We start from the raw sequence: 26,614 nt of genomic DNA, 5'->3' as shown, positions 1-26,614 counted from the left end.
GCCCCGGATCAGTCGCGCCACGACCGCAGCCGCAGCGCATTGGTGACCACGAACACCGACGACAGAGCCATCGCGGCCGCCCCCAGCATCGGCGACAGCTGCGGACCGCCGAACGGAACCAGCGCGCCCATCGCCACCGGGATCAGGGCGATGTTGTAGGCAAAGGCCCAGAACAGGTTCTGGCGGATGTTCCGCATCACCGCGCGGCTCAATGCGATGGCACGCGGGACCCCGTCCGGATCACCGGAGGCCAGCACCACCTCGGCCGCCTCAATGGCGACGTCGGTGCCGGTGCCGATCGCGATGCCGGTTTCGGCCGCAGCAAGCGCAGGAGCATCGTTGATCCCGTCGCCGACGAAGACGCTGCCCGGCCCGAGGTCGCGGATCGCGTCCAGCTTGCCGGCCGGCAGCACCCCGCCCAGCACGCGGTCGATGCCCAGCCTGCGACCAACCGCGTCGGCGGCGGCCTGCACGTCGCCTGACAGCATGGCGACCCGCAGCCCCATGGATTGCAGACGCCCCACCGTCGCGGCCGAGCTGTCGCGGACCGGATCGGCCATCGCCATCAGCGCCACGTGGCGGCCGTCGACCGCGAGGTGGATCGGGGTGGCGGCCTGCTCGGCCGACAGCGACGCGGCTTGATCGACCAGCGCGGCCTGAGGCGCCACCCCGGCCTGCTGCAACGCCGCCAGATTGCCCAGCACTACCGCGCGGCCCTCGACCGTGGCGCGCAGGCCGTGACCCGGCATGGCCGTCACGTCGCTGGCCGCTGGCGGGTCGATCCCCTCGGCGGCCGCTGCGGCGACCAGGGCTGCGGCCAGCGGGTGTTCCGATCGGGCCTCGGCGCCCGCGGTCAGGCGCAGCGCCTCGGCCCGCTCGATGCCGTCGGTGTGCAGGGCAACCAGCGACGGTCGCCCGATCGTCAGCGTGCCGGTCTTGTCAAAGGCGACGCTCCGCGCCTCGGCCAGGCGCTGCAGCCCGTCGCCGCGACGGAACAGGATGCCCAGCTCCGCGCCGCGTCCGGTTCCCACCATGATCGACATCGGCACGGCCAACCCCATGGCGCAGGGGCAGGCGATGATCAGCACCGAGATCGCCGCGACCATCGCGTGCGGCAGAACCGGGGCGGGGCCCACCAGCATCCACAGGACGAAGGCCAACACCGCGAGGCCCATCACCACCGGAACGAACACCCGGGTGACCCTGTCCACGAGCGCCTGCACCGGCAGCTTGGCCGCCTGCGCGTCCTCGACCAGCCTGATGATGCGCGCCAAGGCCGTATCCGCACCCGTCGCGGTCACCCGGAAACTGATGGACGACGGGCCGTTGACGGTGCCGCCGGTGACCCTGTCGCCGGCGCGTTTGGTCACCGGAACCGGCTCGCCCGTCAGCATCGATTCGTCGATCGTCCCCTGACCTTCGGTCACGACGCCATCGACCGGCAGCCGGTCGCCCGGCAGCACCGCCACGATGTCGCCCGCGACCAGCTCCGCCACGGGAACTTCGACCAGCCGTCCGTCCCGCTCGACGCGGGCCGTGTCTGGCGCCAGTTCGACCAGCCGGCGGATCGCCTGTCCGGCCTGCCCCTTGGCCCGCGCCTCCAGCCAGCGGCCCAGCAGGATCAGGGTGACGATCACCGCCGCAGCCTCGAAATAGACGGCGCGCGAACCGGGGGGCAACAGGGCAGGGGCGAATGTGGCGACCGTGGAATACAGGAACGCCGCGCCGGACCCCAGCGCCACCAGGCTGTTCATCTCGGCCGCGCCGCGCAGCAGCGCAGGGATCCCGATACGGAAGAAGATGCGGCCGGGTCCGGCCAGGACCGCAAGGGTCAGCAGGAACTGCGCAATCCACAGCCACTGCATATCGACCCGGGCCATCAGCCAGTGATGGAAGCCGGGCACCAGATGCCCGCCCATCTCGACCACGAAGATCGGCAGGGTCAGGGCGGCTGACAGGACGAACCGCCGGCGCATCCGGTCGGCATCGTCCGCGTGGTGGTCGGCGCCGTGACCGGTCGACGGTGCGTCGGCCCGATCCAGCGCCTGCATCGGATAGCCCAGTTGCGTCCCCGCACGGGCCAGATCGTCGGCCGTGACCGTCGGCAGATGCGAGACGCTGGCGCTTTCCGTGGCCAGGTTCACCGTCACGGACAGGACGCCGGGCAGGGCGGCCAGGCCCCGCTCGACGCGGCCCACGCAGGACGCGCAGGTCATGCCCTGCACCGACAGCCGGGTCGTCTGCACGGCGGCCGGATAGCCCGCGTGTTCCACGGCATCGACGGCGCGGGGCAGGGCTGCCGGCTCGCTCAGCCTCAGCGTGGCCCTTTGGGTGGCGAGGTTCACCGAGGCGTCGCTGACGCCGGGGACCGCCGCAAGGGCGCGCTCGGCGCGGCCGACGCAGGATGCGCAGCTCAGTCCGTCAAGCTGCAGTTCGAATTGTTGTGTCATGAGATCCTCTTTGATCTGAACTTGCGCTCGGGGCAAAGAGGCAGTGCGGCGGCGCCTGCGGCCGGGCCGGGGGACGGGCCGCGGCTTCGTGCGGGCGCGGCGGGGCCAGGTGCACGGGTGGACGCACGGGCGCGGTGCGGGCAGTCAGTCGCCGCCCGCGGGGGAAACAGCGGCAGCCCCGTCCGCCGCGGCCGTTGCAATCATGTTCCGCGCGCACGACCGCCCGCCGGGGCGGGCGCGCTGGCGCCGGGGGCTGGCGAGAGGCAGGCGGGCAGCAGGACATGAGTCGCTCCTATCGCGGCAAGATATGTGTCCTGCCTGCGCACCGTGCAAGCGGGCTGTCGCCGTGTCACGCCGCTTTGAGTTGATCGGGGCGTCCGATGCCGGTAGTCGCGTGGAAAATACGAACCAGATCGAAGGGACGGACATGAATCGCCGCCAGATCCTGATGCTCGGCCTGCCGCTGGCGGTCCTTCCGGGGGCCCTGCTGGCCCAGGGAAAACCGGTCGCGCAAGCCATGGCCCAGGCAGATCCCTATGCCCCGGTCGAGGTGCCGATCCGCGAGGGGTTCGAGGTCGGGTCGATCGTCGTCGTGTCCCAGGACTATTTCCTGTACCATGTCATCGCGCCCGGGCGCGCGATCCGCTATGGTGTCGCCGTGGGCACCGACGAACTGAAATGGCGCGGCCGGGCGCTGGTCGGGCGCAAGGTCGAATGGCCCAGGTGGACCCCCACCCCCGACATGATCAAGCGCAAGCCCGAGCAGTACGGCAAGTACAAGGACGGCATGGCGGGCGGCCCCCAGAACCCGCTTGGCGCCCGGGCGCTGTATCTGCATACCGAAAGCGGCAACGACACCGCGATCCGCATCCATGGCACCACCGAGCCGAATTCGATCGGGCGCTCGGTCTCGAACGGCTGCATCCGGATGCGCAACGAGGCGGTGATGGACCTGTTCGAACGGGTTCCGATCGGCACGCCCGTCTACGTCTACTGACGGCTTGCCCGCACCGCGCATTTTCCGGCTGACCGCGCTGACGGACCCCGCCCTTGCGGGGTTCGACGACGTGATCGACGTCCGGTCCCCGGCCGAGCATGCCGACGACCATCTGCCCGGGTCCATCAACCTGCCCGTGCTGGATGATGCCCAGCGGGCCCAGGTCGGCACCATTCACAAGCAGGAATCCCCCTTCGCGGCGCGGCGGATCGGCGGCGCTCTCGTCGCGGCGAACACCGCAAGGCACGTCGCCGGTCCACTGGCCGACCGCGACGGAAGCTGGCAGCCGCTGGTCCATTGCTGGCGCGGGGGGCAACGCTCGGGCGCGTTCGCCACCATCCTGGCGCAGATCGGGTGGCGCGTCTCGATCCTGGACGGCGGATGGAAGACCTGGCGTCGGCTGGTGCTGGACCAGGTCGAACAGCGCGGTCCCGGCTCGCCGGTTCTGGTGGTGGACGGCAACACCGGATCGGCCAAGACCGCCATCCTGGAACGGCTGGCGGCGCGAGGCGTGCAGGTGATCGATCTCGAAGGCCTCGCGAACCATCGGGGCAGCCTGTTCGGCGCGATGCCCGGTGGCCAGCCGCCGCAGAAGCTGTTCGAAAGCCGTCTGGCCATGACGCTTGCCCGGCTCGACCCGGCCCGTCCGGTGGTTGTCGAGGCAGAAAGTTCGCGGATCGGCACCCTCGCTGTCCCCCGCGCGATGTGGCGGGCGCTCTGCGCGGCGCCTCGCGTGCGGCTGGACGTGCCGGTGGCCGCGCGGGCCGCCTATACGGCAGACGTCTATGCGGATACAGTGTCCGAACCCGGCCGCGTCGACGACGCGGTGCAGGCGCTCTCTCGGCTGCACCCCGCCACCCGCATCGCCGAATGGCGCGGCCTTGTGCGACAGCAGGACTGGGCCACGCTGGCCGAGGCGCTGATGCGAGAGCATTACGACCCCCGCTATCGCAGCCATCGTGACAGGTTTCAGGCCGCCGAGATCGGGCAGGTCGAACTGCCGTCGCTGGACCCCGCGGCTCAGTACGCGGCGGCTGCCCGGATCGAGGCGGTGCTGGACAGCGCGCGGTTCAGGAACTTTGCGGCGGCGGAATCGCAGGGGCGCGCGCCGGCGGCGTCCTGCTCGCGGGACTGACCGCGTCAGGTCGGCCGCGCCGGGTGCCGTGGCGGTCCGGATTCAACCGAGGATCTCGTCGACCCAAGCCGGAACCGTTTGACTGGCCGGGCCGACGATGTGCCGTTCGAACAGCGGCGATGTGCGCTGCGGATCAAGGTTCAGTTCAACACAGGCGGCGCCGCATCCGCTGGCGATCTCGACGAACCCCGCCGCCGGATAGACCTGCCCCGAGGTGCCGATGGCGGCGAACAATGTCGCGTCCGCCAAGGCCTGCATGATTCGGTCCATGTGCTGCGGCATCTCGCCGAACCACACGATGTCGGGACGGCAGGCGGGTGTCCCGCAGGCCGGACAGGGCTCACTCGCCGCCATGTCGCCGCTTGCCGGCCAGCCATGGCCGCAGGCCGCACAGATAGCCCGGTTCAGCGCCCCGTGCATGTGCACGACGTCGCGCGCCCCGGCGCGTTCCAGCAGGTCATCGACGTTCTGGGTGATCAGGGTCACGTCCGCGCGGTTGGACAGCCGGGCCAGCGCGGCGTGCGCGGCATTGGGCTGTGCCCCCGCCGCCTGCCGTCGGCGCGCGTTGTAGAACCTGTGCACCAGCGCGGGGTCGCGCCGAAACGCGGCCGGGGTCGCCACGTCCTCGACCGCGTGTCGTTCCCACAATCCGTCGCCGTCCCGGAACGTCGCGAGACCGCTTTCCGCGGAAAGACCCGCGCCGGTCAGGACGACGATGCCCATGTCGGCCCCCGCTCAGCGGCTGCAATAGGCCTGTGCGGTCGTGGCGAAATTCTTGTAGCGGGCCCAGAACGCGTTGTCCGCGTCACTCTTGGACATGCGCACGTCCTGCGCCTGCTGGGCATCGCGAAAGAACACGGCGGCGCGCCGCTGGTCCGCGCGCGACAGCGTCATGTCGGCGACCTGCTGGATACAGCCGCACAGCCGCGCCGATCCGGCGCGTTGGGCGCCACTGCACGCCGAATCGATCGGGCCGGCCACGGCCAGGGGCGCCGTCAGCAGAACGGCAGCGGTCACCACTGCGGGTTTGAGCATGATCCTGTCTCCTCGTATCGCCGCCGTTTGTCGGCGGTCGCTTCCTCCTGGGGCACATGCGCGCGGTCTCCTGGGGCGCGATGCACTTCTTCAGGATACCAGAGCGCAGGCCCTGGAACAACGCGCTCTCCGACCGCTCGCAACCGCCGAGTGTGCGCGGTTCAGGGGGGCAGCCGGTGCAGCCGGCAGCCGCGCGGCGACAGGTTAAAGCCCTGCGTCCGGCCCCTGCGCTTCGTGCGCGAGCAACTGGCGTAACCGCCGCAGGGCTTGATAGTAGTTCGCCTTGCGTACAAATTCGATCGCGTCGTCCACGATGGCGCCCCTCTCCGGGTCCGGAAAGATCTCCGACAGCTGTTCCAGGCCGACCAGCAGCTCGGGATGAGCGTCCCGGGGATCGGCCTCGCCGGTCAGGATCAGCTGGGCGACATAGCAGACGCGGCTGACCGGGGTGGTCACGTCATCGGGGTGCAGCGCGTCCTTCAGGCGCAGGATATGCGCGTTCGGCGTGCGAACGGAAATGCGGGTGCGCCGGTCGCCATTCTCGATCACCGCCCCGTTGATCAGGATGCGTTCGTTCGGCGCCAGCTTGATGACCAGTCCGCCCATTCTACGCCCCCTTTCCGCACTGGCCGGTCGTGACCCGGTTGTCGTTTCCTGTTCCGGCAGCCACATCCGTCGCCCCAAGCCGCGCAAAGCGCATCCGCTGCCCGGTTCTCGAGGTGCGCATGGGCCATTCCGCCGTCCCTGCCGCTTGGCACGATTCTGCCCTCATGATCGGATCCGCAGCATCATGGTAACCGGGTCCTGTTTCGCATCGTACCTTGCGACGCACCTGCCGTTCTAAAGACGACCGGCTAAGGATTACTGAATTGGCCGAACGAACACGAAGTCCGTTGTCCGATCATTTTACCTAAATCGATGCCAGTCCTCTTCGATGCGTGGCTGCAGCGTTCGCTTGCCGTATTGCCGCCTGTCGCTGGCACCATGGCTTGCCCATTTGGACCGAGGCGCGCGAGGCGGGGCACCTGTCCGATCCAGCGCAGCCCTTGCAATGCGGGACCTGTGCCGTTCCCCGTAGAACGCCATCGCGCCGAGGCGCTTTCCGGGAGGTGCCAACCGGTGCAGAACCGCCACAGGTGAACGGCACGCGTCGGGTGTCCGGAACCGGCGCGCCGTCAACGTGTTGGCGAATATGCAACAGTGGACCGGGGCAAGGTTTGGAGGAAAGTCGACTCGCTTCCCAAGATCAGGCCTTTATGCAACTGTCGCTACGATGCTGTCGGGAACGGCAGCCTTCATAAGAAAAGTACGGAGCACCATCATGACCAAATTCGCTACCTTTGCGCTGGCCGTCGGCCTGTCCGCTTCGACCGCCATGGCTGGTGGCTATGTCGCCCCGGTCGTCGACGTTGAGCCTGTTGTCGTTGACACCCAGCCCGCTGGGACCTTCAACGCTGGCCTCGTCGTCCCGGCGCTGCTGCTGCTGGGCGTCATCGCCGCCGTTGCTTCGGATGACGATGACGAGGACGAAGGCACCGACGAAACCGATTGATCCTTTCGGATCGCGTTCAAGGGCCGGTCGAACGACCGGCCCTTTTTCGTTCATTGGTACCAGGCGGTTGGCGTCGGGGAGTGATAAAGCGCAGGGCCGATCACGTCCGCTGACGCGATATCGTAATCGCGCTCCCGGACACCATTTGGTTGTTGTGGAGCGATACGAAAACGTTCGCGAGCTTCGGCCGTCCTACCTTATGGCGGTAACTACCCCAACTTGCAGATGAAGAGAGGGGCCGCTCCGTCCGATGGCCGTCAAGGAATCAACTCTTGGCGTGAGCCGTCCGGCCTCAGATTATCGGTGGGTTGGGATTGCGCAGCCTTGGTTGTAGACAGTTGGAGTTGAAGCCAAGGGTACAGATCAGCATGCCTCGGCGCAAGATCAGCGCTTGTTCATTCTCGGTAACCTAGGTGCGCGGGCCCTCGCGTCCGTTCCGCCCCCTTGATCAGCGATCTTTGTTCACCGACAGGGCCTCAGCGAGCGGCCGACCATCGGTTCGGCCACGGCCAGGTCGGATGCGGCGCACAGGGCGATCCCGGCGGGCAGGGCCGTGGTCAGCAGCTGGCGCAGCAGGGTCGAATGACGGGGCATTCCTGCGGTCCTTTCTTGCGGTATGCGGGCCGTGACGCCGCGCCCGAGTCTAGGGGGCAACCGGATGACGGCGCCAGAAGGTCGGCGCGATCGGGGCTGCGCTGCGCCTTCGATGCAACAGGGTCAGGCCGGTGTCCGTGCCGGTGCCGCGGCTGACGGGGCCGACGTGGTGGACGCGGGGGCAGCGGCGGCAGGCTGGGCGCAGCCCTGATAGCGGTTGCCGTTGGCCCGCAGCGTTGCGGTCAGCGGCAGCGGGCCGCAATCCGCGCCGCTGACGGTCAGCGCGAAGACCCGGCCATTCAACTCACCCACGAACTCGACCCCGCCGACATAGACCAGCCGGTTGACCCTGACCTGCGCGGTGTTGGCGCCCGGCCGGGCAAAGCGGGCCGTGCCGTCGGCGATGTCGACGCTCCAGCCCTCGCCCGCTGCGGCGACGGCGGTGAGGTTGACGGTTTCCGCCTGCGCCGTGGCCCGGGGCGTGGCGCTGCCGCCAAGTTCCAGAGGCTGCTCGACGGGCGAGACCTGGGGCGGCGCGGGAATGGTGGGCTTCGCGGGTTCGGCGGGTTCGACGACAACCGGTTCGGGCTTGTCCCAGGGCATACGGAAATCGGCCATCGCCGCCTCGTCGCAGGCGCCCAGCGCCAGCGGCACCGCCAGCAGCGCAAATCGAAGATTCATCGTGATCACGTCCCGTTATGTTCTGATCCAGCACTAGCCCATGCGGTCCGCAGGTGACAAGCGGCCGCGCGCCACGCCCGCGGCGATCCGCGCCGCTACGCATCAGCGCGAGATGGTCAGCAGTTGGGAACGTTCACGGCAAGGCCGCCCAGCGAGGTTTCCTTGTACTTGTCCGACATGTCGCGCCCGGTCTGGCGCATCGTCTCGATCGCCGCATCCAGCGATACTACATGCTGCCCGTCACCGCGCAGCGACAGGCTGGCCGCGCTGACGGCCTTGATCGCGCCGACCCCGTTGCGTTCGATGCAGGGCACCTGGACCAGTCCCGCGACCGGGTCGCAGGTCATCCCCAGATGATGTTCCAGCGCGATCTCGGCCGCATTCTCGACCTGTTCGGGGGTGCCGCCCAGCACCGCGGCCAGCCCCGCTGCCGCCATCGCGCTGGCACTGCCCACCTCGGCTTGGCACCCGCATTCCGCGCCGCTGATGCTCGCATTGTGCTTGATCAGCCCGCCGACCGCCGCGGCGGTCAGCAGAAACTCGGGCAGGTGCCGGTCCGACGCGCCCGGCAGATGGTCCAGCCAGTACCGGATGACCGCCGGAACCACGCCGGCGGCGCCATTCGTGGGGGCCGTGACGACCTGGCCGCCGGCGGCGTTCTCCTCGTTCACCGCCATCGCATAGGCCGACATCCAGTCGTTGGCGACATGCGGGGCGGGCATGTTGGTTCCCCGTTCCGCCAGCAGCGAGGCGTGGATCGCGGGCGCCCTGCGCCGCACCTTCAGCCCACCCGGCAGGACCCCCGGGGTGACGAGCCCGCGGTCCATGCAGTCCCGCATCACCTGCCAGATCCTGCGCAAACCTGCGTCGATATCCGCGCGGGACCGGTGGATGCGTTCGTTCTCCAGTTTCATCGCCGCGATGGACAGGCCCGATGTCTGCGCCATGGCCAGCATCTCTGCCGCGCTGGTAAACGGATAGGGCACGGAGGGGGCGGCGTCGGTCCGCGTCTCGTCGCCGCGGGCGGCCAGCTCTGCCTCGGTCAGGACGAAGCCGCCGCCGATCGAGTAGTAGGTTTCGCGCGCGATCACGTCGCCCTGCGCATCCGTGGCCATCAGGATCATGCCGTTGGGATGTCCGGGCAGCGCACGATCATGATCGAAGATCAGGTCGCCGGCCGGATCGAAACGCAGCGGATCCAGCCCCGGCGGTTCGACCCGGCAATCACGGGCGATCTGCTGCAGCGCGGTGTCGGCGGCATCGCGGTCCATCGTTTCGGGCGTGAACCCGGCCAGCCCCAGGATGGTGGCCCGGTCGGTGGCGTGGCCCCTGCCGGTGAATGCCAAGCTGCCATGCAGGCTGGCGCGCAGCCCGTGCGGCCGGAACGGCGCCGCGCGCATCCGGTCCAGGAACCGCGCCGCAGCCAGCATCGGGCCCATCGTGTGCGACGACGATGGCCCGACACCAACCTTGAACAGGTCGAACACCGACAGAAACATGGCGGGTGGTCCTTGCCAGATCGGGGCCAGCCTGAGCGGTCGGGACGACGGGTGCAAGCCACCGCACGCCGATTGCATTCTGCACAATAAATGGGCACAAGATGTCCGGTCTGATCATTCCGACGCCACCTCACGCGGCCATGCCCGGTTCTGCGTGCGACGGTCGTGCAGCGATGACACGGACCGGCCAGAGGTAATCCATGCGCAGCCCGATTCAGCTTGGTGACTTGACGCTCGACCCGCCGGTGTTCCTTGCGCCGATGGCCGGGATCACCGACCTGCCGTTCCGCCGTGCGGTGGCGCGGCACAGCCGGGGCGGGGTCGGGCTGGTGGTCAGCGAGATGGTCGCCTCGACGGAAATGGTGACCCCCCGCCCCTCTACCCGTGCTGCCGTGCGTGCCAAGGCGATGGTCGACGCGGGCGTGCCGGTGAGCGTCCAGATCGCCGGCCGCGAGGCGGGGGCCATGGCCGAAACCGCACGCATCGTCGCGGGAATGGGCGCCCGCATCATCGACATCAACATGGGCTGCCCCGCGCGCAAGGTGACGGGCGGGATGTCCGGTGCCGCCCTGATGCGCGACCTCGACCACGCGCTGGGGCTGATCGAGGCGGTGGTGGCGGCAGTCGACATACCGGTGACGCTGAAGATGCGACTGGGCTGGAACGACGACAGCCTGAACGCGGCGACGCTTGCGCGGCGGGCGCGCGACGCGGGGGTGCGGATGGTGGTCGTGCACGGTCGCACCCGGGCGCAGTTCTATACCGGCCGCGCCGACTGGGCGGCGATCCGGGCGGTGCGGGACGCCGTGCCCGACCTGCCGCTGGTTGCCAATGGCGACGTGATTTCCCCGGCGGCCGCGCGCACGGCGCTGCGCGAGTCCGGGGCGCAGGCGGTGATGGTGGGGCGCGGCGCGCAGGGGGCGCCCTGGCGTCCCGGCCAGATCGCCCATGCGCTCTACGGCACGCCGGAACCTGTCGTGCCCCAGGGCGCCGCGCTGGTCGATGCCGTCGCCGCGCATCATGACGAGATCCTGTCCCACTATGGCGTCGATCCTGGCCTGCGTGTCGCGCGCAAGCATCTGGGCTGGTATGCCGAGGCCGCGGGCGCCGCTGATGGCCGCCGCGCCCTGATGGCAGCGTCGTCCCCCGCCGCGGCGCGGACGGCGATCGCCGCGGTGTTCGCGGGGGCGCGGGGCGATCTGCAGGCGGCGGCATGACGACCGCACATGATCCGGCGTGGATGGCGCTGCCCCTGCCGGCAGTTCTGTTTGATGCCGCGGGCCGGTTTGCCGCACTGAACGACGCGGCAGAGGCCTGGCTGAACCTGTCCGACCGGTCCGCAGCCGGACTGGCCCCGGACGATCCGCGCCTGGCCGTTCGCCTGCGGGTCGATCCGGCCCTGCCCGGCTTGCTGAAGGCCGCGCAGCAGGACAGCGAGGTGATCCACCGACCGTCGTTGCGCTGGGGGATCGGCGACCGCACCGGCGGGTTCGACGACCGCGCCGCGGCGCTGCATTTGGCACCGTTGCCCGGCGGGGGCGTCTCGGCGGTGATCGTGCCGGTGGCCCCGGTCGCGGGACACCGCAAGGCGGCCCGGGCGGCGTCGGGGATGGCCGAGATGCTGGCGCACGAGATCAAGAACCCGCTGGCCGGGATTCGCGGTGCGGCCCAGCTGCTGGCAGACGGGCTGGGGCCGGAGGATCGGGAACTGGCCGACCTGATCGTCGCGGAATCGCGCCGGATCGTGGCGCTGCTGGACCAGGTCGAAAGGTTCGGCGACACCTCGCCGCCGCGGTTGCAGGCGATCAACATCCACGATGTGCTGGACCGCGCGCGCCGGACCTTCGAGCTGACCGGGACCCGGGTGCGGCTGGTCACCGACTATGACCCCTCGCTGCCAGCCGCGCTGGCCGACCCCGATCTTGTCGTGCAGGCGGTGCTGAACCTGCTGCGCAACGCGGCCGAGGCGTTGCTGCGCGACGGCCGTGGCCCCGACGATCCGCGCGGGCCGGGCACGATCCGACTGCGCACCCTCTATGACAGTGGTCCGCGCCGGGCCGAGGACGACACCCCGCTGCCGTTGCAGGTCGAGATCGAGGATGACGGGCCGGGCGTGCCCGACACGATCGCGGACCAGGTGTTCGAGCCGTTCGTCTCGGGTCGGGAAAACGGCACCGGGCTGGGCCTGGCCCTGGTCAGCAAGATCATCGCCGACCATCGTGCCGGCCTGCGTCTGGACAGCCGCCCGGGGCGAACGCTGATCCGCCTGTCACTGCCCCTTGCCGGAAAGGAGACGCCATGGACGGCACGGTCCTGATCGCCGACGACGATCGCAGCATCCGCACGGTCCTGACCCAGGCGCTGACCCGGGCCGGGTGCAAGGTGCATGCCACCGGCAGCCTCGCCCAGTTGCAGCGCTGGGTGGAGGAGGGGCGCGGCGAACTGGTCGTGACCGACGTCATGATGCCGGACGGCAACGGGCTGGACGTGATCCCCGGGATCCGGCGGATCCGGCCCGACCTGCCGGTAATCGTGATCTCGGCCCAGAACACCATTGTGACGGCGATCCGCGCGACCGAGGCCGAGGCGTTCGACTATCTGCCCAAGCCCTTCGACCTGCCCGACCTGATGGCGCGTGTGCGGGCCGGGTTGGCCCGGCGCCCCGCCGTGCGGAGCCCCGCCGGGTCCGAGGGGGCGGAGACCGTGACAGTCGCCGATCCCACCCTGCCGCTGGTTGGCCACGCCCCGGCGATGCAGGCGCTGTTCCGGACCGTGGCCCGCGTGGTCAACGCCGACCTGTCGGTTTTGGTCAGCGGCGAGCCGGGCACCGGCCGCAGCACGGTGGCCCGCGCGCTGCACGGGTTTTCGGACCGTCGGGACGGCGCGCTTGTGGTGCTGACGCCGGCCGATCCGGTCGACGGCATGGCCGATGCCTTTGCCCGTGCGGCCCGCGGCACTTTGCTGATCGAGAATCCGGCGGGGATGACGCCGGCAGCGCAGGCCCGGCTGGTCGGCCTGATCGAGGCGGCCGAAAACGGCCCTGATCCGTCCCGTCTGCCCCGGCTGGTGTCGACCGCTGCCGCCGATCCACGCGCGGATCTGACCGCCGGGCTGCTGCGCCAGGACCTGCTGTACCAGCTGTCGGGCATCACCCTGACGGTGCCGCCGCTGCGCGCCCGGGTCGACGATATTCCGCCGCTGGCGCGGCACCTGCTGGCCCGCGCCGCAACCCTCGGCCTGCCGGCGCGCACGCTGTCCGATCCTGCCGCCGCCGTGCTGCGCGCCTGGCCGTTTCCGGGAAACGTGCGGGAACTCGACAATACCATGCGTCGGCTGGCGCTGACGGCGACGGGATCCGAGATCACCGAGGACGAGGTCCGCGCGGCACTGACCGACGCCGCGCCCGCGGCCCCGGCCGCCAAGTCCGCTGCCGCCGCGCCGCCATCGCGCAGTCCGACCAGCTCGGTCGGCGCCCCACCCGAACGGCTGGCGCAGTCGATAGAAACCCATCTGCAGCGCTATTTCGATCTGCATGGCGGCGAGCTGCCACCCGCCGGGTTGTACGACCGGATTCTGCGGGAAGTTGAGCGTCCTCTGATCGAAATCGCGCTCGACGCGACGGCTGGAAACCAGCTTCGCTGTGCGGAATTGCTGGGAATCAACCGAAATACGCTTCGAAAGAAGGTGAACGAGTTGAATATCGAGGTGACACGCCGCCGTCGCCTGATGTAAAACAGCCACAGATGGCCGGCGCAGAGTCACGCTAAGGCCACAGGGAGCCGCGACACAAGCGGCCGGCGAACGAGGCATTGGTGGCGGTGGCGCGGGCGGCAAGGCGCATACCTTGGGAACGGCTGGCGCGGCTGCGCCGGCAGCGTCGCGTCCAGAACGCGGCCACCATCGGCCTTGTCCTGCTGGGCCCGGTTCTGGCGGCGGCGACCTTCTTCGTGCTCGGGCCGCTGGCAGGGGGAACCGCCAGCACGGCGCTGCGGCTGGTGCTGCTGGCCGACCTCATCTATCTGATCCTGCTGACCGGTCTGGTCGCCGCACGGCTGGCCCGCATGGTCGCCGCGCGGCGCAACGCCGCTGCCGGATCACGCCTGCACATGCGGCTGGTCGGGGTGTTCGCGGGTCTGGCCCTGATCCCGACGGTGCTGGTGGCGCTGTTCGCGGGCCTGACAATCAATATCGGGCTGGAAGGCTGGTTCTCGAACCGGGTGCAGCAGGTCGTGGCAACCTCGCTGGCCGCGGCCGAGGCCTATCAGGACGAGCACCGGCGTGACCTGACCGCCGACGCGCGGATGCTGGCCGGGCTGCTGGATGCCGCGGCCGCCGAGGATCCACTGATCGACGACGGATCCATGCGGGCGCTGCTGGCCCAGGGGCAGGCCCGGATCCAGCGCGGGCTGCGCGAGGCCTATGTGATCGACGGCGGCGGCGCGATCCGGGCGCGCGGCGACCGGTCCTATCTGTTCTGGTATGAACAGCCGACGCCGGCGCAGTTCACCACCGCCCTGTCCGACGGGCTGATGCTGATCGAGGACTGGGACAACAACGAGTTCCGCGCCCTGGTCGCCCTGCCGCGCCTGGCCGACCGGTTCCTCTACGTCACCCGCGATGTCGACGGCGACCTGCTGGGGCTGGTGGACGAGACGCGGGCCACGGTCGGCCTTTACCAGCAACTGGAAGAGACCCGCGGCAAGGTGCTGTTCGAGTTCTCGCTGGTATATCTCGGTTTCGCGCTGCTGCTGGTCGCCGCCGCGATCTGGATCGGCCTGTGGTTCGCCGAACGGCTGTCCCGTCCGATCGGCCGGCTGGCCGCGGCGTCCGAACAGGTCGGGCGCGGCGATCTGGACGTGCAGGTGCCGGAGCCGGACACCGGCGACGAGATCCAGACGCTGGGCGAGAGCTTCAACCGGATGACGCGGCAGCTTAAGCAGCAGCGCACCGAACTGGTCGACAGCTACCGTCTGGTGGATGGGCAGCGGCGGCTGTTCGACAACGTGCTGAACTCGGTGACGCCGGGCGTCATCGGCCTGGATCCGTCGGGCGGCATCGACTTCCTGAACCGCTCGGCCACCCGGCTCGTGGGATTGGATCCGGTTCGTGACATCGGTCGGCCGCTAACCCAGGCCGTGCCGGGGTTCGGCCCGCTGTTCCAGCGGCTTCGGGCTTCGGTCGTGGAATCAATCCAGGACGAGATCCGCGTCACCAGCGATGGTCGCATCGAGAGCCTGCTGGTCCGCATCGCCGTCCGGCGTGGCGCGGCGGGCGAGGTGGAGGGATATGTCATCGCATTCGACGACGTGACCGAACTGGTCAGCGCCCAGCGCATGGCGGCCTGGGGCGACGTGGCACGCCGGGTCGCGCACGAGATCAAGAACCCGCTGACGCCGATCCAGCTGTCGGCCGAGCGCATCCGGCGCAAGGTGGCCCGGCTGACGGACGACAGCGCGCAGCGCGCGGCCGTCGACCAGTATGTCGAGGTGATCATCCGCCAGACCAACGACCTGCGGCGGATCGTGGACGAGTTCAGCCGCTTTGCCCGGATGCCGGAACCCGATCGCAAGGAAACCGACCTCGCCCGACTGCTGCACGAGGCGGTGATGCTGCAGCGCGACGCGGTGCCGGGGGTTCTGACGGCCGACCTGCCCGAGCAGCCGGTGATCGTGGATTGCGACGCTGGGATGATGGGGCAGGTCTTTACCAACCTGCTGAAGAATGCGTCCGAGGCGGTGCGCGACCGGCCCGCGGGTGACTGGACCGGCAAGGTCGCGGTGGCGATGACGACCGGTCCGGACGCGGTGGCGATCACCATCACCGACAACGGGGCGGGCCTGCCGGGCGACCGGTCGCGGCTGTTCGAACCCTATGTGACGCTGAAGCAGGGCGGCACCGGGCTGGGCCTGCCGATCGTCAAGAAGATCGTCGAGGAGCATGGCGGCAGCCTGACCCTGACGGATGCCGAACCGGACGCAACCGGCCACCGGGGCGCCCGGGCCGAGATTCGGCTACCTCGCGAACGCCAGCCGATCCGGATGGGCGTGCCGCGCAAAACCAGAACCGAGCAGGAGGCCACAGGCACATGAGCGACATTCTGATCGTCGATGACGAACCCGACATCCGCGAACTGATCGCGGACATCCTGCAGGACGAAGGCTTCGCGACCCGGACCGCCGCGAACAGCGACGAGGCACTGGCCGAGGTGAATGCCGAGCAGCCGGGGCTGATGATCCTGGATATCTGGCTGAAGGACAGCCGCATGGACGGGTTGGACATCCTGAAGCACGCCCGCGTCAACAATCCCGACGTCCCGGTCGTCATCATTTCCGGGCACGGCAACATCGAGATCGCGGTGGCCGCCATCAAGCAGGGCGCCTACGACTTCATCGAGAAGCCGTTCAACATCGACCAGCTGCTGGTGGTGATCCGGCGCGCGATGGAGACCAGCCGGCTGCGCCGGGAAAACGCCTCGCTGCGCCGCCGTGACAACGCCGCCGCCGAGATGCTGGGCCAGTCGGCGCCGTTCCGGCGGCTGCGCGACAATCTGGACAAGGTCGCCAAGTCGAACGGCCGCGTCCTGCTGACCGGCGAGCCGGGGTCGGGCAAGGAAATGGCAGCGCGCTACATCCACGCCCACAGCGCCCGGGCCGACGCCGCATTTGTCACGGTGCCCTGCGCCACCATCGAACCCGAGCGCATGGAGGAGGTGCTGTTCGGCCGCGAAAGCCCGGAGCGCGGTGTCGAGCCCGGCCTGCTGGAACAGGCGCATGGGGGCGTGATCTATTTCGACGAGGTCGCGGACATGCCGCTGGGCACCCAGCCCAAGATCCTGCGGGTGCTGACCGAACAGCAGTTCCAGCGCGCAGGCGGCTCCGACAAGGTGCGGGTCGAGCTGCGGGTCATCAGCTCGACGACACGCGACCTGCCGGTCGAGATCGAGGCCGGCCGGTTCCGCCAGGAGCTGTACGACCGCTTGAACGTGGTGCCGATTGCCGTGCCGTCCCTGTCGGACCGGCGCGAGGATATCGGCCTGCTGGCCCGGCACTTCATCGCCCAGTTCCATGCCTCGCAGGGATTGCCGCTGCGAACCCTGCCCGAGGATGCCGTGACGGCCCTGCAGACGATGCGCTGGCCGGGCAACATCCGCCAGCTGCGCAACGTGATCGAACGGGTGCTGATCCTTGGCGAGGGCAGCGGGCCGATCCTTCCTGCCGAACTGGAACCGCAGAGTGCGTTCGGCGACCAAGGCGAGGCGCTGGCGCTGGGACCGCAGATCACCGGCCTGTCCCTGCGCGAGGCGCGCGAGCTGTTCGAGCGCGAGTACCTGCTGACCCAGATCGACCGGTTCGGGGGCAACATCAGCCGCACCGCCCAGTTCGTCGGCATGGAGCGCAGCGCCCTGCACCGCAAGCTGAAATCGCTCGGCGTAGTCGGCGGGATGCGGGTGGACGACGAGGCGCTGGTGAAGTGACCGGCCGGCGCCCTGCAGGTCGGCCGGCTACGGCAGGATGGCGTGGACGATCATCTGCGCATGGCCACCTTCGTAGCGGTGACCGGCCCAGGGTCCGTGGCTTTCGACCGACAGGATGAGGTTCACCGGTGTCGTCACGTCCCATTCGCAGTTGTCCGGTAGGTCGGCAGGCGTGATCCGTCCCGCTTCCTCGTCATCGACGTAGAACACGGCTTCGGTGTCGGTCAACTCGACCTCCAGCTTCTGCAGTTCGTCGGGGCGGAACGGCATGTGCTCCTGCTCGGAGGTGACGGCAGAGCGGTCATCCTCGCCGCACGGCATGTAGACGTTCGGTGACCAGCCCAGAACCCCATCGCGCCGGGTCAGCTCGAAGTCGACTTCCTTCCCGTTGTCGTTGCTGTAGAGGAAAAAGGCCGCCACGGCTTCGGGCCGGGTGACCTGTACGATGGCCCCCCAGCGCCCCTTTGCCTTGCGGGGGCGAATGATCTGCAGCATGCCGCTGCGGCCATCCTTGCGGTGGCCGACGAAATTCAGCGTTGCAGAGCCGTCCTCATTCCACTCGACCAGCGATGGATCGCCGGTTGTCTGCACCCCGTTGAACCAGTTCGGCAGATACATGTCGTATTTCGAGAAGTCGTAGCTAAGCTTCCGATCGACACTGAACTCGGCAGGGCGGCGATAGCCTTCGGGCAGCACGTTTAAGGTCGCAGAGTGGTCCGGATCGACTGTGGCGCTTTGGGCGCGGGCTTGCCGTGCGGCAATGCCGACCGACAAACCGAGGACAACCGAGGCTGACAGGAGTACTGAACGCATGAGACAAACTTCCCAGGGCAACAGAAAACGGGTTACGAACCCAATCAATCGCGCGCATCTCGTGGACGCAAGCCACGTGTTTCCTGTCGAAGTCGCGCGGCGCAGCATACTACCAGCTCGGGTCGGGCCGCGGGCCTAGGTCTCGCGTCCGAGGGGGTCCCAGCCGCCGGGCAGGCGCTCGTCCACATCGTCGTGGTCCAGCTCGTCCGCCGGATCGTCCGAGGCCCCGTCCAGCGCCTGGAACGCAAGCTTCTGGCGTTCCGTCCACCGGACATGCAGGCGCTGTCCGTCCTCGGTCGATTCCTCGCGTTCGACGACACCGGCCGCATGAAGCCAGGCCCGCCGGCGCCCGTCGCCGAATCCGATGGTGACGACATCCGGGCTGCGCGGCTCGTCCAGCACCTCTGCAAGCCGGGCATCGATGGCGGCCACCAGGTCGTCCAGCCCCTCGCCGGTCAGCGCCGAGACGGCCTGGACATCCGCGCGGCGGGCGTCGGTGCGGCGCAGGGCCGCGCGGGTGTCGGGCGACAGCGCGTCGATCTTGTTCCACACCTCGATCAGCGCGACGTCCTCGTCGACGCCCAGGCTTTCCAGGATCTCGCCCACGTCGGCGGCCTGCTCCTCGGTTTCGGGGTGGCTGATGTCCCGCACGTGCAGGATCAGGTCCGCCTCCAGCACTTCCTCCAGTGTGGCGCGGAAGGCGGCGACCAGTTCCGTGGGCAGGTCGCTGATGAAGCCGACCGTGTCCGACAGGATCACCCGCCGCCCGCGCGCCTCACCGGCAGCACTCGGCAGGTTGATCGCGCGCATCGTCGGGTCCAGCGTTGCGAACAGCATGTCCTCCGCCATCACCTCGGCGCCGGTCAGGCGATTGAACAGGGTGGACTTCCCCGCGTTCGTATAACCGACAAGCGCGACGATGGGGTAGGGAACCTTGGCCCGCGCGGCGCGGTGCAGGGTGCGGGTGCGCACCACGCGATCGAGTTGCCGGCGCAGGCGCACCACCTGGTCGTCGATCGCCCGGCGGTCCGCCTCGATCTGCGTTTCGCCGGGGCCGCCGACGAAGCCCAGCCCGCCGCGCTGACGTTCCAGGTGGGTCCAGGCGCGGACCAGGCGGGTGCGCTGATAGGACAGCGCCGCGAGTTCGACCTGCAGCACGCCTTCGCGGGTCCGGGCACGGTCGGCGAAGATCTCGAGGATCAGCCCGGTCCGGTCCAGGATCTTCACGTCCCAGTCCTTTTCCAGGTTGCGCTGCTGGACCGGGGTGACCGGGCCGTCTATCAGGACCAGCTCGGCGTCCGCCGCCTTCAGTTCCGCCCCGATCTCGGCCAGCTTGCCCGACGAGAACAGGGTGCCGGGCGAGGGATTGCGCAGCTTGCTGACGGTGGCGCCCACCACTTCCAACGCCGGCAGCGCCCGGGCCAGTGCGACCGCTTCCTCCAGCGCCAGATCAGGCGCGCGACGCTGGCTGCGGCGGTCACCCAGATCGGGATGGACGACGAACGCGCGGGTCGGCCGGGCCTCGGTGGGCTGATTCTCGGCCAATCACTCCTCGCTTTCGTAAAGGCTGATCGGCTGGCCCGGCATGATCGTCGAAATCGCATGCTTGTAGACTAGCTGCGATTGCCCGTCGCGACGCAGCAGCACGCAGAAATTGTCGAACCATGTGATCACGCCCTGCAGCTTGACGCCGTTGATCAGGAAGATCGTCACCGGCACCTTGGCCTTGCGAACGTGATTGAGGAACGCGTCCTGAAGGTTCTGCTTGTCGCTGGCCATGCGCGGCGCCTTTTGTTGTTGTTCTGGACGGGCTGATTTCACATCTAGGCGAGCGGCTGGATTCGCGCAAGCCGGGCGCCAGTGGACGCCAAATGCTTGATCGGTCAGGCGCATCGCATCAGCATCTTTCCGCGCAGCGTGCCCGACCCTCGGTCAGCGGCGCCACAAGCCGGGGGCAAACATCGCCAGGATGGCCAGGGTTTCGATCCGGCCAGCGACCATTGCACCGGCGAGGACGGACTTGGTGAACACCGACAGCCCGGCCCAGCCGGCCCACGGTGCGCCCGCGCTGCCGGCGCTGCCCTGATAGGCGGGGATCAGGGGAATCGCCTCGGCCAGCGGCCCGGTGTTGGTCAGCGCCGCGACCGACAGCATCGTCGCGGTCTCGATCGCGATGGGCCGGATCGACACCATCACTACCACCAGCGCGATCGACATCGCGAACAGCATGAAGAAGATGAACGCCAGATAGGCGCCGCCCTCGCGCAGCTGTCGTTCACGCGTGCCGCCCCCGCCGACAGAAGCCGGGTGAACGATCCGTTCAAGCTCGCGCTGGCTGTGACGCGCAAGCGCATAGACCCGCAGCAGCTTGACCCCGCCCGCCGTGGTGGCGACGCCGCCGCCCATGATGGCGAGGCCGGCCAGCATCAGCCCGGGCGCGGACAGGCCCGACCAGGCGCGGGCGCCTTCCCAATGCACCGAGGTCCAGCCCGTCGTGGTCAGGAACGACAGCGCGCTGAACGCCGTGCCCCAGGCGGCGGCCAAGGACCGCGCGAGTCCCCCCACCAGGCCCGAGGCGGCCGGTTCCGGGGTGCTGACCGGGTCGGCGGCCCCTAGCACCCCCAGCATCGGCCTGATCACCAGGACCAGCGTGACCATGGCGACTAGCGCCGCGGCCATCCGCAGCTCCGGATCGCGGCGCAGCCTGCGGGTGGTGCGCAGTTCGTTGCCGCCCGGCCACATCCGGCGGGACAGGGCAGTCAGCAGGAACAGCGCGATCAGCGCTTCGGCGGGAACCCCTCCCGACGGCGCCCCCACGGGCCCGCCGACCGGGGAAATGCCGCTGGTCGACAAGGTGCCCATGGCCCGGCACAGGGCCACCAGCCCGCTGTCGCCGGTCAGCATAAGCCCCAACCACAAGGCCAGGGTCAGGCCCGCATAGGGCGGGGCCACCGCCGCCCCGGACCGCCACATGCGGAACGCCGGATCGGCCGAGATGCGGCGGATCCGGCTGTCCGGGCGGGCCTGGCGTTCGGTCCGGGTCCGGCCGCCCGGTCCAACGGCGGGGGCCGGCTCGGTGTCGACCACGATCTCGAACCCGCCCACATGCAGCGGCGCCAGCAGCGCCACCGCCGCGACCAGCACGAACAGCCCGCCCAGCCAGCCGACGAGGGCACGCCACAGATGCAGGCTGGGGTCCAGCAGGTCGGGGGCATAGAGCGTGGCCCCGGTGGTGGTCAGGCAGGACAGCATTTCCCACCAGGCGTTGAACAGGCCGGTGTCCGGCAGCGCGGCGGCCATCGGGATGGCCAGCAGCACCGGCAGGACCGCGAACACGCCCAGCATCGTCGGCAGCACGCCGCGCACCCGATCGGCGGCGGGGCGCCCCAGCAGCGCCAGTCCGATCAGCACCGTCACGACCGCCCCGCCGACCGCTGATTGCACGAAGATCCGGGCCAGCGGCCAGTTCAGCGTCACGGCGGCATGGATTGCCGGCACCAGCATCGCGATCGCGCCCAGGAACGCGAGTTGCAGGATGATCGGCAGGCGGGCGAGACGCTGCATGGGCGGCGATGCGTCAGAAATAGTCGATGCCGACCTGCAGCAGGCCGTCGACCTCGGCCAGATCGCCGGTCAGCGAAAAGATCAGCACCGAATCCCCCGGCTCGATCCGCAGGTTGGGCACCGGCTTGACCAGCCGGTCGCCCTTCTGCACCGCGCCGATCAGGGCCCCGGCGGGCAGCGCCAGGTCGGCAATCAGCTGTCCCGCCAACCCCGAACTGGGCAGGACCTGCGCCTCGATCAGCTCGGCCTCGGCGTCGCCGATCGAATACAGGTCGCGCACCCGGCCGTGCCGGATGTGCCGCAGGATGGTGCTGACGGTCGCGGCCCTAGGGTCGACATAGGCGTCGATGCCCAGGGCGCCACGCAGCGAGATCAGCGTGGGATCGTTGATCAGCGACACGACCATCCGGGCGCCCAGCTGCCGGGCCCGGACGGCACCCAGCAGGTTGGTCTTGTCATCCTCGGTCAGCATCAGGACGGCATCCGCCGCGGACACCCCCGCCTCGGTCATCAGTTCGGCCGACATGCCGTCGCCGTGCAGCACGACCACCCGGCGCAACCCGTCGGCCGCCGCCTCGGCCCGGCGGCGGTCGCGTTCGATCAGCTTGGCGTTCAGGTGCGGGGCATCCCGTTCGATCATCTGCGCGACGGCCAGACCGACATTGCCGGCGCCGACGACGATCACCCGTTCGGGCAGGGCGGTCGGCTTGCCGAACCGGTCCAGCGTGCGTTCCACCTGTTCGGCCGGGCAGACCACATAGATCTGGTCGCCCGCGAACAGCTGGTCGTTCGGCTCGGGGGCAAACAGCTTGCCGGCGCGGCGGACGCCGACCACGACGGCACGGTTGTCGGCGAACATGTCGTCCAGCTGACGCAGCGGCGCGTTGAGGATCGGACAATCCTCGGTCAGCGCCAGCCCCAGCATCCACGCCTTGCCCCGCATGAACGTGTCGACGTCGAATGTCGCGGGGGCCTGCAGCCGCTGCATGGCGGCGCGCGCGACCTCGCGCTCGGGACTGATGACCACGTCGACCGGCAGGTGGCTGGTGCGGTACATGCCGGCATAGCTGGGGTCGAGATAGGATGCCGCGCGCAGCCGGGCGATCTTGCGCGGGACCTGGAAGACCGAGTTGGCCACCTCGCAAGCGACGATGTTGACCTCGTCCGAATGGGTGGCCGCGATCAGCAGGTCGCAATCGGCGGCACCCGCCTGGGCCAGCGCGTCGGGATGGCTGGCAAAGCCGGTCACCCCCTGGACGTCCAGCATGTCGGTGGCGCGCCGGATCAGTTCCGGGTCGGTGTCGATCACGGTGATGTCGTTGTGCTCGCTGGCGAGATGCCGGGCGATCTGCCAGCCGACCTGACCCGCGCCACAGATGATGATCTTCATGCCCGCGCTCCGTCCTGGGTCAGGCTTAGGGACAAAGGCGGAGCGGGGCAATCCCGGCGGCGGCCAGGTGCCGGCACCGGAGGTCCGGCGCCACGCCTGGGGTGGCGTGCCCACCGCCCGTGCGGGAACCAACCCTTCACGATTCGCGGAAGGCGCGCGCGAAGTAATCCGTGAGGGGTTGCAGCAGATAGGCCATCGGGCTGCGCTCGCCGGTCTGCACGAACACCTCGACCGGCATCCCGGGAACCAGGTCCAGATCGCCGAGCCGGTCGAGTTCGGCCCGGGGGATCGTCACCTCGGCCCTGAAATACGGCACCTGCGTCGCCGGATCGACCACCGCGTCCGGCGAGATCTGCTGCAGCTGGCCGCGGATTTCCGGGGTGGTCCGGGATGAAAACGCGGACAGGCGCAGCGTGACGTCCTGCCCGGCGCGCACCTCGTCGACATGGATCGGCGAGATGCGCGCGGCAACCACAAGCGGCCGGTCCTGAGGCACCAGATGCAGGATCGGGTCGGCGGGCCGGATCACCGACCGGGGTGTGGTCACCTGCATCTCGTGGACCACACCAGAGACAGGCGCGCGTATCTCGAGCCGGGCGATCTGATCGGACAGCGACCGGCGACGCTCCGCCAGTTCCAGTTCGCGATACCCCAGATCTCCCAGTTCGGTCTCGGCGCTCTCGCGCCGTTCGGCGACCTGTTGCAGGCGGGTGATGCCGATCTCGGTCAGCCGGGTCTCGCCCTGCGCCCGCGCCGCGGTCAGTTCGCCCAGACGCCCGTCCAGGCTGGCTGCCTCGCGTTCCAGGGCCAGCACCCGCGAGGCCTGCGCCAGACCGCGGTCCAGCAGACTTTGCTGATCGGCAAGTTCGCGCTCGATCAGGCCGCGCTGCCGTTCGACGGCGGCCGCCTGCGCGTCGATGCCCTCGATCTGCTGGGCGACCTGCTCGGCCTGCTTCTCCAGCTGGTCCAGCGACTGCCGCAGGGTGTCGCGGCGGGCCGCAAACAGGCCCAGCTGCCCGTCAATCAGCGACTGCAGGTCCGGACGCGTCTCGGCACTGCGTCGCAGGTCGTCGGGGAAGACCGGGCTCGGGGCCTCGTCCCGCTCAGCCTCCAGCCGTCCCCGGCGGGCGAGGATCTCGAAATACTGGCCCTCGACGATCGCCAGTTCGGTCTGCAGCAGCTGACCGTCCAGCGTGATCAGGGGGTCACCCGCGGCCACCCGCTGGCCTTCGCGCACGAGGATGCGATCGACGACGCCGCCGTCCGGGTGCTGGACCACCTGGCGGTGCCGCTCGACCTCGACCTGGCCCGGGGCGACCACCGCGCCGGAGATGCGCGACATGATTGCCCAGCCCCCGAATCCCAGCACCAGGACCAGTAGGCTGACCAGTCCCAAGGCCAAGGCGCTGCCTACCGGCCATTTCGGCCGGGCTGGGGCTGGGGCGGCCGGGCTGGCACGGTCCGGTCCTGACCGGCGCGGCCGGCGCTGCGTCGCGGCGGCACGGGGGGACGGACCGGCCCATTCGGCCACCGAATCGACGGCCACCAGCGGCGGCACGCTGCCCCCGCGCCGGATCAATGCTGCCGCGGCGGCGGAGTCGCCGGCGGGCTGCGGCAGGGACGGGTCCGCCCGCGCAGTCATGCCGTGCCCCCCGCGGCGCCCTGGGCGCGCCGGATCTCGCCGGCATTCTGCACGGTCGACTTCAGGATCTCGTCGCGGGGGCCAAAGGCCCGGACGGCGCCGTGTTCCATTACCAGCAGCAGGTCGCATTCCGCGATGGCCGCCGGCCGATGCGCCATGATGATAACCGAGCCCCCGCGGGCCTTGACCGTGCGGATCGCGACGTTCAGCGCCTGCGATCCCTCGTTGTCCAGATTCGAGTTCGGTTCATCCAGCACGAACAGCACCGGATCATTGTAGAGCGCCCGTGCCAGGCCCAGCCGCTGGATCTGCCCGCCGGAGAGGCGCGCCCCGGCCTGCGAAAGCGGCGTATCGTAGCCCAGCGGCAGGTCCAGGATCATCTGATGGGCGGCGGCGCGGGTCGCGGCGCGCACCACCGCGTCGGGGTCCGGATTGGGGGAAAGCCGGGCGATGTTGTCCGCGATGGTCCCGTCGAACAGGGTCACGTGCTGGGGCAGATACCCGATCAGCCCGCCCAGAACGTCGGGGTCGTATTGATCCAGCGTCGCGCCATCCAGCCGGATCGTGCCCGCCGCCGGTGCCCAGGTGCCGGTCAGGGCCCGGGCCAGCGTCGACTTGCCGGCGCCCGACGACCCGATCACCCCCAGCGCCTGTCCGGGCTGCAGGGTAAAGCTGACCCCGCGCAGGGTCGGTGCGGAGGATCCCGGTGGTACCACGGTCAGGTTGGTCACCTGCAGGCGGCCGACCGGGCGGGGCAGGGGGGTCCGCGCCGCGGGCGCCGGACGGCGCGACAGCAGCACGCCCAGCCGCCGCCAGCCGTCCTGCGCCCGCTGCACCAGCGCCCAGCCGCCGACCAGTTGTTCGATGGGCGCAAGTGCCCGGCCCATCAGGATCGATGCGGCGATCATCGCGCCCGGCGTGATCTGGTCCTGCAGGACCAGCCATGCGCCTGCCGCCAGCAGCGCGCTTTGCAGGAACAGGCGGAAGGTACGGGAAAACACCGTGAATGTCGCGGCCCGGTCGGCGCCGCGCACCCCGTGCAGCATCGCCCCGTCGCGCAGCCGCTGCCATCGGGCATAGCTGGCGTTCCGCATCCCCAAGGCCCCGACCAGTTCGCCTTCGTCGCGGTAGAGGGTGGCGGCGCGGTCGGCCTGCTGCGCGGCGATCTGCGCCTGCTGCAGCGGCTCGCGGACCATCAGTTGGTTAAGCAGGGCCACGATCACCAGCACTGTCCCGCCCAGGCAGGCCACCACCCCCAGCAGCGGGTGAAAGATGAACAGGCCCGCGAGGAACATCGGCGCCCAGGGCAGATCGAACAGCGCCAGCAGCACCGGCGAGGCGACCAGCCGCTGCACCGCATCCAGATCGGCGAGCCCCGCCTGGGTCGCCGCGCGGTTGCCGGTCTGCGCGCCTTCCTGCAGGGCCGCCTGGAACACCCGTCCCTCCAGCCGGTCATGCAGCCGTGCCGCGATCCGCGCCATGACCCGGTTGCGGGCCAGGTCCAGCAGCCCCATCAACAGGAACAAAAACGTGACCAGCACGAACAGCGCGGTCAGCGTCTCGACCGACCGGCTGCCCAGCACCCGGTCATAGACCTGCATCATGAACAGCGGCCCGGTAAGGTTGAGCAGGTTCACCGCGGCAGAAAACACCCCGACCGACAGCAGCAGGTGCCATCCGGCCCGGCGCGCCGTGCGGAGTTCGGATGGTCCGTCCTGTGCCGCCTGCCTCATGGCCCCGCATTCCTGCCAGTCGCGCTGGCGATCCGACTCACCCTCACTGCGGGCG

The 26,614-nt window shown here is 69.7% G+C and carries 22 protein-coding genes; 8 read left to right on the top strand and 14 right to left on the bottom strand.

Annotation, left to right across the window (positions count from 1 at the left end):
- Positions 1–8 precede the first annotated feature (8 nt).
- The gene (locus tag Q0938_RS10485; protein ID WP_299361873.1) at positions 9–2,450 is read right to left on the bottom strand and encodes a heavy metal translocating P-type ATPase; all 2,442 of its coding nucleotides are present in this window, start codon (positions 2,448–2,450) and stop codon (positions 9–11) included.
- Between the two features lie 427 nt (positions 2,451–2,877).
- On the opposite strand from Q0938_RS10485, the gene Q0938_RS10480 reads away from it, so the two are divergent.
- Together Q0938_RS10480 and mnmH are read left to right on the top strand one after the other, a co-directional pair.
- On the top strand, positions 2,878–3,447 hold the full coding sequence (locus tag Q0938_RS10480) for a L,D-transpeptidase (RefSeq protein WP_299361871.1): 570 nt from the start codon (positions 2,878–2,880) through the stop codon (positions 3,445–3,447).
- Positions 3,448–3,451: 4 nt separating this feature from the next.
- Complete coding sequence (gene mnmH / locus Q0938_RS10475; protein WP_299361869.1) at positions 3,452–4,582, top strand: tRNA 2-selenouridine(34) synthase MnmH; 1,131 nt, start codon at positions 3,452–3,454, stop codon at positions 4,580–4,582.
- A gap of 42 nt (positions 4,583–4,624) precedes the next feature.
- Here the strand turns inward: mnmH and Q0938_RS10470 are convergent, their stop codons facing one another.
- The 3 genes from Q0938_RS10470 to flbT form a co-directional block, all read right to left on the bottom strand.
- Positions 4,625–5,305 carry an NAD-dependent deacylase gene (locus Q0938_RS10470; RefSeq protein ID WP_299361865.1) on the bottom strand — a complete coding sequence of 227 codons (681 nt, stop codon included), beginning with the start codon at positions 5,303–5,305 and terminating at the stop codon, positions 4,625–4,627.
- A 12-nt stretch (positions 5,306–5,317) separates the two neighbouring features.
- Entirely contained in the window at positions 5,318–5,617 is a 300-nt protein-coding gene (locus tag Q0938_RS10465; RefSeq protein ID WP_299361862.1) for a hypothetical protein, read from the bottom strand.
- A 204-nt stretch (positions 5,618–5,821) separates the two neighbouring features.
- Positions 5,822–6,223 carry a flagellar biosynthesis repressor FlbT gene (gene flbT / locus Q0938_RS10460; protein ID WP_299361859.1) on the bottom strand — a complete coding sequence of 134 codons (402 nt, stop codon included), beginning with the start codon at positions 6,221–6,223 and terminating at the stop codon, positions 5,822–5,824.
- A 715-nt stretch (positions 6,224–6,938) separates the two neighbouring features.
- On the opposite strand from flbT, the gene Q0938_RS10455 reads away from it, so the two are divergent.
- Complete coding sequence (locus tag Q0938_RS10455; protein WP_299361856.1) at positions 6,939–7,169, top strand: hypothetical protein; 231 nt, start codon at positions 6,939–6,941, stop codon at positions 7,167–7,169.
- Between the two features lie 462 nt (positions 7,170–7,631).
- On the opposite strand, the gene Q0938_RS10450 is transcribed toward Q0938_RS10455, so the two are convergent.
- From Q0938_RS10450 to Q0938_RS10440, 3 genes are all read right to left on the bottom strand, one after another.
- Positions 7,632–7,763 carry a hypothetical protein gene (locus tag Q0938_RS10450; RefSeq protein WP_299361854.1) on the bottom strand — a complete coding sequence of 44 codons (132 nt, stop codon included), beginning with the start codon at positions 7,761–7,763 and terminating at the stop codon, positions 7,632–7,634.
- 123 nt (positions 7,764–7,886) lie between these two features.
- The gene (locus Q0938_RS10445; protein WP_299361852.1) at positions 7,887–8,444 is read right to left on the bottom strand and encodes a hypothetical protein; all 558 of its coding nucleotides are present in this window, start codon (positions 8,442–8,444) and stop codon (positions 7,887–7,889) included.
- Between the two features lie 116 nt (positions 8,445–8,560).
- The gene (locus tag Q0938_RS10440; protein WP_299361850.1) at positions 8,561–9,943 is read right to left on the bottom strand and encodes an L-serine ammonia-lyase; all 1,383 of its coding nucleotides are present in this window, start codon (positions 9,941–9,943) and stop codon (positions 8,561–8,563) included.
- A 200-nt stretch (positions 9,944–10,143) separates the two neighbouring features.
- On the opposite strand from Q0938_RS10440, the gene dusB reads away from it, so the two are divergent.
- From dusB to Q0938_RS10415, 5 genes are all read left to right on the top strand, one after another.
- Positions 10,144–11,160: a tRNA dihydrouridine synthase DusB gene (dusB, locus tag Q0938_RS10435; protein ID WP_299361847.1), complete on the top strand. Its 1,017-nt coding sequence runs from the start codon at positions 10,144–10,146 to the stop codon at positions 11,158–11,160.
- Entirely contained in the window at positions 11,157–12,260 is a 1,104-nt protein-coding gene (locus Q0938_RS10430) for an ATP-binding protein (protein ID WP_299361845.1), read from the top strand. The genes dusB and Q0938_RS10430 overlap by 4 nt, the downstream gene beginning before the upstream one ends.
- Positions 12,242–13,675 (top strand): response regulator, encoded by a 1,434-nt coding sequence (locus Q0938_RS10425; RefSeq protein ID WP_299361842.1) that lies wholly within the window; start codon positions 12,242–12,244, stop codon positions 13,673–13,675. The genes Q0938_RS10430 and Q0938_RS10425 overlap by 19 nt, the downstream gene beginning before the upstream one ends.
- An 86-nt stretch (positions 13,676–13,761) precedes the next feature.
- On the top strand, positions 13,762–16,032 hold the full coding sequence (locus Q0938_RS10420) for an ATP-binding protein (protein ID WP_299362092.1): 2,271 nt from the start codon (positions 13,762–13,764) through the stop codon (positions 16,030–16,032).
- Positions 16,029–17,417 (top strand): sigma-54 dependent transcriptional regulator, encoded by a 1,389-nt coding sequence (locus tag Q0938_RS10415; protein WP_299361840.1) that lies wholly within the window; start codon positions 16,029–16,031, stop codon positions 17,415–17,417. Before Q0938_RS10420 ends, Q0938_RS10415 begins: the two co-directional genes overlap by 4 nt.
- A 27-nt stretch (positions 17,418–17,444) precedes the next feature.
- On the opposite strand, the gene Q0938_RS10410 is transcribed toward Q0938_RS10415, so the two are convergent.
- The 7 genes from Q0938_RS10410 to Q0938_RS10380 form a co-directional block, all read right to left on the bottom strand.
- Entirely contained in the window at positions 17,445–18,230 is a 786-nt protein-coding gene (locus tag Q0938_RS10410; protein WP_299361837.1) for a glycoside hydrolase family 16 protein, read from the bottom strand.
- Positions 18,231–18,365: 135 nt separating this feature from the next.
- Positions 18,366–19,775: a GTPase HflX gene (gene hflX, locus Q0938_RS10405; protein WP_299361834.1), complete on the bottom strand. Its 1,410-nt coding sequence runs from the start codon at positions 19,773–19,775 to the stop codon at positions 18,366–18,368.
- Positions 19,776–20,009 (bottom strand): RNA chaperone Hfq, encoded by a 234-nt coding sequence (gene hfq / locus Q0938_RS10400; RefSeq protein WP_299362091.1) that lies wholly within the window; start codon positions 20,007–20,009, stop codon positions 19,776–19,778.
- Between the two features lie 153 nt (positions 20,010–20,162).
- Positions 20,163–21,794, bottom strand: coding sequence for a potassium transporter TrkG (locus tag Q0938_RS10395; protein ID WP_299361832.1), 1,632 nt, complete (start codon positions 21,792–21,794; stop codon positions 20,163–20,165).
- Positions 21,795–21,807: 13 nt separating this feature from the next.
- Positions 21,808–23,184: a Trk system potassium transporter TrkA gene (gene trkA / locus Q0938_RS10390; protein ID WP_299361830.1), complete on the bottom strand. Its 1,377-nt coding sequence runs from the start codon at positions 23,182–23,184 to the stop codon at positions 21,808–21,810.
- Between the two features lie 136 nt (positions 23,185–23,320).
- Positions 23,321–24,826 carry an HlyD family type I secretion periplasmic adaptor subunit gene (locus Q0938_RS10385; RefSeq protein ID WP_299361828.1) on the bottom strand — a complete coding sequence of 502 codons (1,506 nt, stop codon included), beginning with the start codon at positions 24,824–24,826 and terminating at the stop codon, positions 23,321–23,323.
- Positions 24,823–26,559, bottom strand: coding sequence for a type I secretion system permease/ATPase (locus Q0938_RS10380; protein ID WP_299361825.1), 1,737 nt, complete (start codon positions 26,557–26,559; stop codon positions 24,823–24,825). The genes Q0938_RS10385 and Q0938_RS10380 overlap by 4 nt, the downstream gene beginning before the upstream one ends.
- Positions 26,560–26,614: the final 55 nt, after the last annotated feature.

Origin of the sequence: uncultured Paracoccus sp., from assembly GCF_947496875.1 — a bacterium.
Classification (GTDB): Bacteria; Pseudomonadota; Alphaproteobacteria; order Rhodobacterales; family Rhodobacteraceae; genus Paracoccus.
This window is presented reverse-complemented; position numbering and strand designations above follow the sequence as displayed.

Excerpts from the sequence above, each read along its gene's own strand:
- Q0938_RS10485 (WP_299361873.1), bottom strand. The coding sequence starts at position 2,450 with ATGACACAACAATTCGAACTGCAGCTTGACGGACTGAGCTGCGCATCC.
- Q0938_RS10480 (WP_299361871.1), top strand. The coding sequence starts at position 2,878 with ATGAATCGCCGCCAGATCCTGATGCTCGGCCTGCCGCTGGCGGTCCTT.
- Q0938_RS10470 (WP_299361865.1), bottom strand. The coding sequence starts at position 5,305 with ATGGGCATCGTCGTCCTGACCGGCGCGGGTCTTTCCGCGGAAAGCGGT.
- Q0938_RS10465 (WP_299361862.1), bottom strand. The coding sequence starts at position 5,617 with ATGCTCAAACCCGCAGTGGTGACCGCTGCCGTTCTGCTGACGGCGCCC.
- flbT (WP_299361859.1), bottom strand. The coding sequence starts at position 6,223 with ATGGGCGGACTGGTCATCAAGCTGGCGCCGAACGAACGCATCCTGATC.
- Q0938_RS10455 (WP_299361856.1), top strand. The coding sequence starts at position 6,939 with ATGACCAAATTCGCTACCTTTGCGCTGGCCGTCGGCCTGTCCGCTTCG.
- Q0938_RS10450 (WP_299361854.1), bottom strand. The coding sequence starts at position 7,763 with ATGCCCCGTCATTCGACCCTGCTGCGCCAGCTGCTGACCACGGCCCTG.
- Q0938_RS10445 (WP_299361852.1), bottom strand. The coding sequence starts at position 8,444 with ATGAATCTTCGATTTGCGCTGCTGGCGGTGCCGCTGGCGCTGGGCGCC.
- Q0938_RS10440 (WP_299361850.1), bottom strand. The coding sequence starts at position 9,943 with ATGTTTCTGTCGGTGTTCGACCTGTTCAAGGTTGGTGTCGGGCCATCG.
- dusB (WP_299361847.1), top strand. The coding sequence starts at position 10,144 with ATGCGCAGCCCGATTCAGCTTGGTGACTTGACGCTCGACCCGCCGGTG.
- Q0938_RS10430 (WP_299361845.1), top strand. The coding sequence starts at position 11,157 with ATGACGACCGCACATGATCCGGCGTGGATGGCGCTGCCCCTGCCGGCA.
- Q0938_RS10425 (WP_299361842.1), top strand. The coding sequence starts at position 12,242 with ATGGACGGCACGGTCCTGATCGCCGACGACGATCGCAGCATCCGCACG.
- Q0938_RS10415 (WP_299361840.1), top strand. The coding sequence starts at position 16,029 with ATGAGCGACATTCTGATCGTCGATGACGAACCCGACATCCGCGAACTG.
- Q0938_RS10410 (WP_299361837.1), bottom strand. The coding sequence starts at position 18,230 with ATGCGTTCAGTACTCCTGTCAGCCTCGGTTGTCCTCGGTTTGTCGGTC.
- hfq (WP_299362091.1), bottom strand. The coding sequence starts at position 20,009 with ATGGCCAGCGACAAGCAGAACCTTCAGGACGCGTTCCTCAATCACGTT.
- Q0938_RS10395 (WP_299361832.1), bottom strand. The coding sequence starts at position 21,794 with ATGCAGCGTCTCGCCCGCCTGCCGATCATCCTGCAACTCGCGTTCCTG.
- trkA (WP_299361830.1), bottom strand. The coding sequence starts at position 23,184 with ATGAAGATCATCATCTGTGGCGCGGGTCAGGTCGGCTGGCAGATCGCC.
- Q0938_RS10385 (WP_299361828.1), bottom strand. The coding sequence starts at position 24,826 with ATGACTGCGCGGGCGGACCCGTCCCTGCCGCAGCCCGCCGGCGACTCC.
- Q0938_RS10380 (WP_299361825.1), bottom strand. The coding sequence starts at position 26,559 with ATGAGGCAGGCGGCACAGGACGGACCATCCGAACTCCGCACGGCGCGC.